Source organism: Sedimentitalea todarodis, from assembly GCF_032595355.1.
Taxonomy (GTDB): domain Bacteria; phylum Pseudomonadota; class Alphaproteobacteria; order Rhodobacterales; family Rhodobacteraceae; genus Sedimentitalea; species Sedimentitalea todarodis.
This window is the reverse complement of the sequence record NZ_JASMWN010000028.1, coordinates 36,210-46,982: the sequence shown is the minus strand read 5'-3', so window position 1 is coordinate 46,982 and position 10,773 is coordinate 36,210. Positions and strand designations below refer to the sequence as shown.

8 protein-coding genes are annotated in these 10,773 nt (G+C 59.5%); all 8 read right to left on the bottom strand.

Going from position 1 to position 10,773, the window contains the following annotated elements:
- A partial coding sequence (locus tag QO231_RS23045) for a VCBS domain-containing protein (protein WP_316782021.1) occupies window positions 1-1,786 on the bottom strand: 1,786 nt, incomplete at its 3' end.
- A 10-nt stretch (window positions 1,787-1,796) separates the two neighbouring features.
- On the bottom strand, window positions 1,797-3,098 hold the full coding sequence (locus QO231_RS23040; protein ID WP_316782019.1) for an HlyD family type I secretion periplasmic adaptor subunit: 1,302 nt from the start codon (window positions 3,096-3,098) through the stop codon (window positions 1,797-1,799).
- Complete coding sequence (locus QO231_RS23035; protein ID WP_316782017.1) at window positions 3,088-5,028, bottom strand: ATP-binding cassette domain-containing protein; 1,941 nt, start codon at window positions 5,026-5,028, stop codon at window positions 3,088-3,090. Before QO231_RS23035 ends, QO231_RS23040 begins: the two co-directional genes overlap by 11 nt.
- Window positions 5,028-6,461, bottom strand: coding sequence for an ABC transporter family protein (locus QO231_RS23030; protein WP_316782015.1), 1,434 nt, complete (start codon window positions 6,459-6,461; stop codon window positions 5,028-5,030). The genes QO231_RS23035 and QO231_RS23030 overlap by 1 nt, the downstream gene beginning before the upstream one ends.
- A gap of 585 nt (window positions 6,462-7,046) precedes the next feature.
- Window positions 7,047-7,790, bottom strand: coding sequence for a pyridoxal 4-dehydrogenase, SDR-type (pldH, locus tag QO231_RS23025; protein ID WP_316782014.1), 744 nt, complete (start codon window positions 7,788-7,790; stop codon window positions 7,047-7,049).
- 27 nt (window positions 7,791-7,817) lie between these two features.
- Entirely contained in the window at window positions 7,818-9,005 is a 1,188-nt protein-coding gene (gene ppaT / locus QO231_RS23020) for a pyridoxamine--pyruvate transaminase (RefSeq protein ID WP_316782012.1), read from the bottom strand.
- Window positions 8,998-9,804: a 4-pyridoxolactonase gene (pldA, locus tag QO231_RS23015; RefSeq protein WP_316782010.1), complete on the bottom strand. Its 807-nt coding sequence runs from the start codon at window positions 9,802-9,804 to the stop codon at window positions 8,998-9,000. Before pldA ends, ppaT begins: the two co-directional genes overlap by 8 nt.
- Before the next feature lie 33 nt (window positions 9,805-9,837).
- Window positions 9,838-10,773, bottom strand: a complete 936-nt coding sequence (locus QO231_RS23010; protein ID WP_316782008.1) for a putative B6 ABC transporter permease subunit 1 — start codon at window positions 10,771-10,773, stop codon at window positions 9,838-9,840.

Below are 10,773 nucleotides of genomic sequence, written 5' to 3'. Positions count from 1 at the left end.
ATGTGTCCTCGGTGCCGCCGGGAAGGCTCACCGGGCCGCTCACGACCGGGCCGTCGTTGCTGCCGGTCACCGTGATCACCAGCGTCTTGGTGTCGCTGCCGCCCGCGCTGTCGGTCACCGTCACCGGGATGCGCACCTGCTCCGTCGCACCCGCCGCCAGATGCTGATAGGCCGCATCCGTCGGATCAAAGCTCCAGGACCCGTCGCCGGTCAGCGCAAAGCCCGCCGGCGCCGCCTGGCCCAGCGAATAGGCCTGCGTGTCGCCGCTGTCCACATCCGTCGCCGACATCTGCCCAGACACCGCGCTGCCGTCCTCGGTCGCACTCGCCGTCGCCGCACTCAGAACCGGCGCATCATTCGTCCCGTGAATGGTGATCTGGATCTGATGCGACGTCCCGTCAACCGTCCGCACCGTCACCGTATCGGTCAGTTGATCACCCGACTTCAGAGCCTGGACCACGGGCTGGCCATTGTTGAGAGCGTAGCTCCAGATACCATCAGGCTGTACCGTTAACACACCGTGCGCGCCCGCCGCCAAAGGTTGCGGCACAAAGGATGCCTGTCCTGCATCCGGATCGATCGCATCAAGCTTGCCGCCCGCGCTCTGCAGCGAGTCCTCTGTCACGGTGCCAACGCCCGTGCCTGAGATCACCGCCTTGTCATCCGTGCCCAATACGTTCACGACGATCTGGTGGGCGGTGCCGTCAATGCTGTGGACCTTGAAAACATCGCGCACCATGGCACCGCCCAGGAGCGCCTGAACAGGGGCACTGTTGTTGCTCAGTTCATAGGTCCAATGCCCCGATTGGTCGGTCGTCAAGTTCCCAAACTGACCGAACAGCTTTGATGCCGCGAAATGATCCTGGCCGGGATCCGGATCGATCACATTGAGTTGGCCGGACGCGGATGTGACACGGTCCTCGACCGTTGTCCCGCTATCGGTGCCGGAGATGATCGCCGGATCCGGCGTGGATTTCACCTGAAATGGCACCTGCGCCTGCGCCATTTGCCCGTTCGGCTGAACAGCGGTCAGCGTCAGACTTCCGTTACCGGACCAATCCTTGGGGGGCGTCATTACAAGATTGCCGAGATCTGTTCCGGGATTGAGTACCCAGACCCCGCCCGGGCCAGGGTGGCCATGGTTGAGAGTCGTACCCGCCGGCAGCCCACCTATCGTAAGAGCCAGACCCTTGCTTGAATTGTGCCCGTCCACGGCGGTCAGATGAATGGCGAGGGGTTTGCCTTCGGTGCCATTCGGAATTAGCCCTGCCACCGCCGGGCCATTGTCATGACCGGCAGCGATCAGATGGCCTCCGGAACCGCCGGTATGGTTCTGAGACGCCACAGGAAACACGGCAGCCCCCGAGTTGCTGCCACCACCAAGCAGCGGCAGAATGTGGGTTGCAGGTCCGGACGTGAGGTTGGCCATCACGGTGTCCCGAAGAGAATGCGAACTGCTTTGCGGGAGGGGGGACAAGCCGTTGCCGGCTCCGATCGCTTCGCTTGACACCGCCCCCGATATTCCGGCGTCCGTCGTTGCTTCGGGAACGTCGTAGCCGAGGGCCCGCGCCACTGCCGGGGCCGACAGGACAAGTTGTCTGCCTGCCCCACGCGCGACCTGCGCAGCTTCGACGTCGTCGGGAGCGACATGACCACCTTCGGCAGCCTCGGGAGTCATGGGCGAGTCATCGACGACGACCCATGCAAAGATCTCTTCCGACAGCGTGTCGGACGGGTTTCCGTCACCTAGCGGCTTTTCTGGTTTGCGCCCATCCGAGTGTGCCATGATATCTCCATCAGCGTTCTGACAACGCCAGATCCAAGTTTGTGTAGATCGGCTTCCAGACATACTGGAAGACGGTTTTTTGGCCGGTTGTGATGTCTGCTTCACCCGTCATTCCCGGCAGCAGGCGCAAGCCCGAGTCCGAGGCGCGAAAATGGTCGGCCTCAAGGGCCACCTGAACTTCGTAATATGGCGCACCCTGCTCATCGAGCAAAGTCGTCGGTGAGACCTCTTCGACTTTTCCGCTGAGCGAACCAAACCGACTATAATCGAAGCTATCGATCTTTACGCGAACCGGTTGTCCGACGGCGACGAAGCCCACGTCCCGGGGTGACAGCCGTCCGGCAAAACGAAAACCTCCAGCTGCCGGAACGATCGTCACGACAACGCCGCCCGGATCGATCACATCTCCGACTGTGTCGTCAGGAACCGACTGAACCAACCCGGCAATTGGCGCATGGATTCTTGTCTCTTCGATCCGGCTCAGAAGACCATCCGCCTCAGCACGAAGCGCACGCAATTCAGCTTCCGTTTCCACAATCCGGTCTCGTGCCTCGGAATACTCCTGGAGATCCAGACCGGTAAGCGAAGATTCCAGTTCCGTGATTTCTGCTTCAGCGACGCTTCTTCGACCAGCAAGCCGGGCGAGATCAAAGCGGTATTGCGCTTCCTGCTCTCTCAACTCCGCAAGCGGTGCCCGGACACCGAGACCGCGTTCCCGCAAATCTTCCTGCACCGAGCGTTCTTCCTCTGCCACTTCGATTTGTCGATTCAGTTGCGGGAGCTGGGCGTCGATCGCCGCAACTTCGGCTTTCTTCTCGTCGATCTGGGCACGAATTGTTGCCCGCTCAGACCGCGCGAATTCCTTGATGGCCGCCAAAGAGGCCTCCTCGCGCTTCACCAGATCAGGATAGAATTCCCTGTAATTCTCAAAATCGGCATCCCGCCCTTCGACCAGCGAGAGCATTCGCTCAATTGCCAATACGTGACCCGCAATACGAGCGTTTGCAGCATCCAACGCTGATTGTGCTTCTACCTGATCCATAATGGCGACGACGTCGCCTTGCTCGACAAATTGGCCCTTGGAGACAAGCACCTCCTGCAATTGTCCCCCATGCCGGCTCTCTACCCGGTGAACCTGCGAAATCGGCTCAACCTCGCCGCGCGCCTTCGCGACCTCGTCAACCGTCGTGACAACCATCCAGACAACAAGGGCAGCGACTCCCAGAACCGCAACACCTGCGGCGCGTTTTATCCACCGCGTCGCGTCAGTCTCACCTAGGTCGAGTTGTATGTCAGTGGGTTTATTCTGCATCAGAGACCTCTGCCGGAGCCGCAACCGCGGCCTCCGCATTTTTCTGGACTGGGCCAAAGTAGACCATTGATCCACCGTCGAGAACTATTGCCAGATCAGCGGATGAAACGAGTTCGGTGTCGTGTGTCGAAAGAAAGACCGTCGCATTGCCGCGCTTGGTTTCGAGAAATGCAGCCAGAACGTCACGCTGTGGTTTTCCACCGGAAGCAAGCGGGTTATCGAGTACAAAAAACTTCGCTTGCGCATTCTGGATTTCTGTCCAGACCTCGTACTCTGCGTCGGATTGCATGATCAGCCCGCCCTCTTTGCCCAAGCCGTCGCCCTGCATCTTGGGCACCCTGCCGCTGCCAATATAGGCGCAACGCAGGCTGATTTCGTCTGGATCAAACTGCGTTGCCGCATGTCCATTGAACGTTAGCTGCCCAGACATTGTCGGCAGCCGACCGGCGATCATCTGCAAAAGCGTTGATTTCCCGGATCCATTGGCACCGATCACCGCGACAATGCTTCCAGCCGGTACGTCAAAGGTCACACCGGATACAGCAGGCGTCTGATTGCCATCAAACCTGAAATACAATCCTTGCCCTGAGACGTCGGGTGCCGTGGCCGGCATGGCGGCCTGCATGTGCGCGTCCCGCGCGACAGTCGGGGCCGACATAGATTTTCGCAAAGTGCTCCAACTTGACCGGAGAGATGCAAGTCTGGGAAATGCCATGTACAGCGCTTGCGCAGGCCCGGTAATGCGCCAGGTCAAAAGCATCGTACCGATAAGAATGCCGGGTGTGATATGCCCACTTAGTGCGAGGTCGATGCCGATCATCAGAGTGACCAACGCCGTTCCCGATCCCAATGTCGTCGCGACTGCAGATTGGCCACCACTGCGCACCATCGCCCGATAGGTGTCACGTGTCATCGAACGCAATGTCGCATCAAAGCGCCTTAGCCAGGCTTCCGACAGTCCCGCCGCCTGTATTGCACCGTTGGTTTCGACCAACTCTGCAACCATCGTCTGCCGCCTTTGGGATTGGTGCACCGCGAGCGGATCTCGAACAGATGGGCCGGACTGCGCCAGATATCCCAACCCCAAGAAAACGACCAGGTAGACAGCCGGAACAATTGCCATCGCGCCGCCAACGACGACCAGGGCCAGAAACGTCAACAGAATAAACGGAGCGTCATAGATCGCGGCGATGTTGGCCGAGGAAAACAAATCGGCGGCGCGTTCACCCTGGCGAATTCGAGCGATGGAGGCGCTCCCGGTCGATTGAGCGGCACCACCCATGGGACTTCGCGCTGCCTTGCCAGCCAGAAGAATTGATACTTGCCCGGCCAGATTGGCGTGTTCACTCGCGGCAAGTCCGGATCGAACGAAACGCAAGAGCAACATCGTTGCCAGCACGATCGCCGCGCCTGACAGGAGTGCTGGCAGCGAGTGAACGGCGCCAGCCCCGAGAACTCTGTCGTAGACCGCCATAGTAAAAAACGGAACGGTCAACGCGCAAAGGTTGATCGCGAGCGATTGCCAGGCGATGTGAAAAACGCCTCGTCTGGCGCGGGTTTGAATGCGGGCAAATGTCACCCTGGCGGCTTCCGATTCCGGCAAGACCCGCAGGTGGATGAAACCCTTTGAATTCCCCTTCGCGGAGACCCCTCCCGAACCGGAGGGGACATTGGTCATTTCGCCATCCTTGCGTACGACGGCGACCCAGTGACCCGAATCCAGACTGATAAGCGCTCCGTCGTGCCCATCACGCCAATTCGCCGGAACGTTCTTGCTGTGAGAGGCGTACAGGCCCAACAAATTACTTGCCCGGGCGATGTCACTCAGGGACTCGGCGCTTTCGCCAAATGCCACGTCGATGACCTCGGGCGAGTGGCGCCCGTCAAGTTCGGCCAGAACGGAATGGAGGAACAGTTTTGCATCTTCCATCATGTTTCCGCCATATCCGGGGACCTATCGATCAGGCCCACTTTCGGGTCATTGATCGATGACCGCAGCATCTTGGAATTGGTTGTCAGAATGATCCGCATTCTTTCTGAACAGGTCACAAGCAGGTCACCGAGCCTCTGCACACCGTCAACATCCAGATCAATTTCCGGATACTCCAACAGAACAACTCTTGGGCTTCCGACCAAAACCTGAACCAGCGCAGCCCGTTTTGTTGCACCATCCGAAAGGGGTCTTCCAGGCGACGTCAGTTCCGTCAGGAAGCCATGTGGAAGGCGCGCAACCATCTGTTCCAGCCCCAGGAACCCTGACAGTTCCCTCGCCTCGTTCTCCAGATCGGCATCCAGTCTGGAAACAACGCTGATCACGCTCGCCGAGATCAGCGATGGGCGGGCCGGAACAACGCGAATGCCAACGTCATTTCGTACCGAAGCAACAATCTGTGCCAGTTCTTGATCGGCAGAGAGGTCGGGCGACCCGTTCAGGATGACAATCCCGCTGGTTTCAGAATACAGATTTTCATGTTTCGCTGCGACCGGAGGATTGTTGCTCTCTGCCTGCGCCGCCAGGGCCTTGTCGGTTTGGGTTGCGGCGATTCGAGATGGCTGCGTTCTCAGGACCGTTGCGGCTATGCCCATCATCTGTGAGGCTGCCCGCGACCCAAGCAGAGTGCAGGCTGCCAATCCGCCAGTCGTAATCTGACCCGAGAGCACTTCGCCTGCCCCAAGCCACACAACAAAAACAGTCGTTATCAACGCACCACTTTGCAGCAGATCCATCTGTAGGCTGGCTACGCGTTCGATCTGTGCATTCGCTCGCGACACGTCAGCGCGCGACGCCGTCAGCCTCCCAAATGCCCGACCCAACAACGAAACACCTGGCGCCCTGTTGTCCGCGCCAACCACATCGTTGAGATTTCTCTCAAACTCTGCGCTGGCTGATTGGCTGAACCGGAGTGCCTTGCGATAGCCCGGAAGCGCAACAACAACGATCAGGAGAACAACAACGGCTACTCCAAGCGGCGCTGCCACGACCACGCCTCCGAGATATGCGATCAGAAGAACGAAAACGACCGTAAATGGGGCATCGTACAACGCAAGCGATGTCTGACCGACATTTGCGTCACGTGCTTTGGCCGGAACCGTGGACAACAACAATGCCTCGGATCGCTCGTGGTTCCCGGTGATCAATGCGCGAGAAACCTTGACCCAGAGTCCGTACTCTTCAAGCGCCGACCAGCGGGCGAATATCGCCGACCTCGCATATCTGAGGAGTCCAGAGAGAATGAGAGCGACGACCACTGCCGAAAAAATCACAAGCGCCGATCCGGCAGATTTGTTTGGAAGGATGCGATCATACACCTGAAGAAGCGCAAGCGGCAGGGCGAGCGCCAGTATGTTGATCGCAATTGACAAGCAAACGATCCAAGTGCGCGGCCCGATTCCCATGGAAGCTTCGCGAACTTTCTTTGTATCGGCCTGGATTTTACCAGACATTCTTATGTTGCTCGCCAATTCTCTGCATTGGTTAAACCCTTGACCCTAATCTCTGTTGGTTGGGCTGCGTCTGCGAAAGCTCAATTTCGTCTAGAAATTCCCTCCACGCAAGACCCGAGTCAAATAAATCTATGGTTTGCCGCAAAAATATTGGCAGCATGCGTTCGAAAAACCGCTTTGCCGACGCGCGTCTTTCATCGACTGAATTGACCAGTTTGCAGGGCGTAATTGGAGTAGCCGGCTCTCGGCTGATTGAAATGGTCCTGCCTATCTGGACAGTTTTACAACCTAAAGTGTTTCGCGCTAAGCCTGAATCACCTAACGCTGCCTGGCGCGCTCTCAGGCGAACATATATGGTCAAAACCCTGATCAACGACGTCATGATAGGGTTCCACCGTCAGACGGGCGCGACCCCAGATATGAGATCGGGAACATCGCAAGCACGGCCCCTGTATCGGGCATCTGAGCGACCAAAAGCGTGTTTCAGCCGCCAATTTGTTGCTCTCACCAGCGTATCATACCAGCATCGACATTGACGGTCTGACCGGTCATCCAGCCGGCGTCATCCGAGACGAGAAAGGACGCCACATTTGCGATATACGTGGGCTGGCCTTTGCCCGGCATTGCCTGCAGCATCTCGACAAACTCAAACGCTTCGTTGTGCGGGCTGGCCTTTACTCCGTCGGATTCAATCAGGCCCGGGGTCAACGCATTGAGCCGAATGCCCGCCTTGCCCAGTTCCGTAGCCAGCGCTCGGGTCAACCCGATCACCCCGCCTTTGGCCGCGACATAGGCCGCCATGTTTGGCGTGCCCGCAAAGAAGGTGTTTGACGCGATGTTCAGCACGACGCCCTTGCGCTCTGCTGCGCGCATCATGTCAGTCGCCTTGCGGCAAGTCAGAAACACACTGGTCAGGTTGGTGCCAATGATCTTGTCCCAATGCTCCAGATCCACGTCATCCCATGCGACGAATGGCACGATGCTGGCATTGTTCACCAGGATATCCACGGCCCCATCCCGCGCCGCCATTTCGAGCATCGCATTTACGGCTGCGGGGTCCGATACATCGCAGGCAATCCCTTGTGCCCCGTGGCCAATATCGGCGGCAGCGGCCATCGCCCCGGCCTCGTTGATATCGGCGATGAAGACGGTTGCCCCGTCTTCTGCCAGCCGCCTGGCGATGGCCTTGCCGATCCCCTGTGCGGCGCCCGTTACCACGGCGTGGCGCCCGTTCAATTTTCCAGTCATTGCAAATAGTCCCCTGCTGTTTTGATGTCAGTTTCCGTCGATATGCGCCTGGACCGCCGCCATCCCGGCGGCCACGTCCAGATCCACGCCTTGGGCCGCGAGCGCGCCACCAAGTGCTGCCACTGCGACCAGCGCATAGATCGGCTGCGCGGTTGGCCCCATGTGGCCGATACGAATGAGCCGGCCAAGCGTTTCCGCCCGCCCCGCCGAGAGCGACACACCATATCGGGCCCGCGCCTCGGCCAGAACCGGGCCGGCCTCGACACCGGCTGGCATCCGCACCGCGGTGGTGGTCGGTGACGCAATGTCTTCGCGTGCGGGCCACAACGACAGCCCCATGGCCTGAACACCCGCGCGACAGGCCGCCGCTGTCATCGCATGCCGCGCCCAGACCCGCTCTGCGCCTTCGTCCAGATATCGGTCCAGCGCCGCGTTCAACCCGTTGATCTCCGCGACCGACGGGGTGAACGGAAACGGCTCGGTCGATTTCCACGCATGACGCCAATCCTTGAGACTGAGCATCGACGCAAAGGGGGCATCCGGATTGGCCTCGATCTTGGCCCAGGCCGCATCCGACACCGCCACCAGCGACAGCGCGGGCGGACAGCCCAGGCATTTGTTGGGACCCGTGACATAGACGCCCGCCTTGCAAGCTGCCGGTGTTGTGGGCATGCCACCAAAAGACGACACCGCATCGACGATCAACAAGGCCCCGGCCTCGGCCACGACGGCACCGATGGCGTCGATATCGTTGAGTGTGCCGGACGGGGTATCGTGATGACAGACACTGACCACGGCAATCTCGGGGTTTTCGATCAGGTATCGTCGCACGGCTTCGGGATCGATACAGTCGTCATAGGCGACCTCGATCTCTTCGACCCTCTTGGCGTAGCGCGCGGCCCAATATCCAAACCCCTTGCCATAGACGCCCGAGGCCAGGTTCAGCACCACGTCGTCCCTCGCAATCAGGGACGCCGCAGCGGCTTCGAGCGCAAGAACCGGCTCTCCCTGCAGGATCATCGGTGGTGTATCCATACCCATGACCGACTGCGCCTTGCGCGACACCTCTTCATAGAACGCCTGAAACGCCGGGTCGTAGTCATATAGAACCGTGGTTCCGAGCGCCCGCAGCACTTCGGGGTAGGCATCCACCGGACCGGCGGTCAGTGTGAACACCGGTGGCATCGTTTCGGCGTATCGCAAGGAGTCAGCCATAATAGTTCACCCCGGTTCGGTAGTCCTTGAAACTCTCGGCATCGTGCGAGAACATCAATTCCGCGCCGGTTTCCTTGGCAATGTCGCGCAGGCGCTGCATTGATTGGACCCCGGCAATGGGGTCGATGTGGAACCCGGCCTGCACCCCCAATTCGAGGCTTTTCTTGGTATAGGCCGCGTCGATGGTGAACAGAATTGGCGCGCGGTTGGGCAGGTCAACCAACAGGCTGTAGTTGCCGATGGCGTGACCGGGCGTGAAGATCAGCTTGACCCCCTTGGCCAATTCGACATCGCCCTCGACCACCTCAAAGCGGCTGTTGGCGTCGGTCTGACCGGCCATCAGTTGATCGGCCATGCCCCGTGCGGCGGCGGCCTCTGCGGAAAAGGACATATCCGAATATCCCAGCACCTCGAACGGCTGCGGATTGGCCGCCTGTTCGATTTCCGCCTTGTGGCAAATCTTCCTGGCATCAGGAAAGAACTTGTTGCCGCCCACGTGGTCAAAATGGAAATGCGAATTGAACACCACGTCAATGTCCTTGGGCTCCAACCCCAACAACTTCAGTGCACCGGGAATGGTCTGCTGCTCGGTCTGCTGCGGCTTCTCGAATGGCAGGACTTTTTGCACATGGTCAAAATCATATCCGGTATCGATCAGAAACCGCCCTTCGGCATGTTCGATCAGGATCGAGTAGACCGGAAACCGGACTTCTCCGCCGGGCCCTTTGTTCCACCAGATGTGAAACCCGTCCAGAACCAGCGATCCGCCGTCCAGCAGGTAAACCTTGGTATCCGTCATGTTGCGTCTCCTTCCTGTTGTGTTCGGCCCCGATCAGCGGGCCCCTCTTTCATATGAATTACCCAGTGTTGCAGGCAGCCGCGCCTTGCGACCAAACACCACCAGCACAAGCATGACGGCGGCAAAGGGCAGCATCTGGATCACGTCGGTGGGGATATTGGACCCCGCGACCTGCAAGGCCGTCGTCAGCGACAACGCCGCCCCAAAAATCAGCGCACCGATCAGAACCCACAGCGGACGCCCCCGCGCCAGCATCGCCAGCACAATGCCGATGAAACCTGCCCCGCCCGTCATGAACGGAATGAACAGACCCGCGCCCACATTCGCCAGATAGGCGCCGCCCAGCCCGGCCATCGCACCGGTGAACAAGACCGAAAAGACCCGCACGCCCAGCACATTGCCCCCGGCCACATCGAGCGCAGCCGGGCTTTCACCCGCCGCACGCAGGGTCATGCCCAAGTTGGTGCGCCGGTACAGATACGCCAGCACAACCACCGACAGCAGCGCGAAATAGACAATGGGGTGGCGTGAAAAAATCGACGGGCCGATGACGGGAATATCGCTGAGCACAGGTATGTCCGCCCGCACGGGCGCGGGCAGTCGCGGGTAGGTCCGCGAAAACTGGAAATGATGCAGCAACGCCGTCAGCCCTTCGACACCCAGAGTCAGCCCGATCCCGATGACGATCTGGTTCAAACCAAGCCGGACACAGAGCACCGCCATCAAGATCGCTACCAGCATCCCGCCGACAAGCCCGCCCAAGAACCCCAGCCAGATCGAGTCAAACTGAAAGGCGACGTAGAACCCCAGATAGGCCCCCATCAGCATCATGCCTTCGATGCCGATGTTCAGCACCCCGGCCTTTTCCGACATTTGCTCGCCCAGACCGGCCAGCAGCATCGGGATTGCCGCCACGATGGCACCGGTCAGCAGCGACGACAGAAAGGCCTCGGTCAACAACCCGTCCAT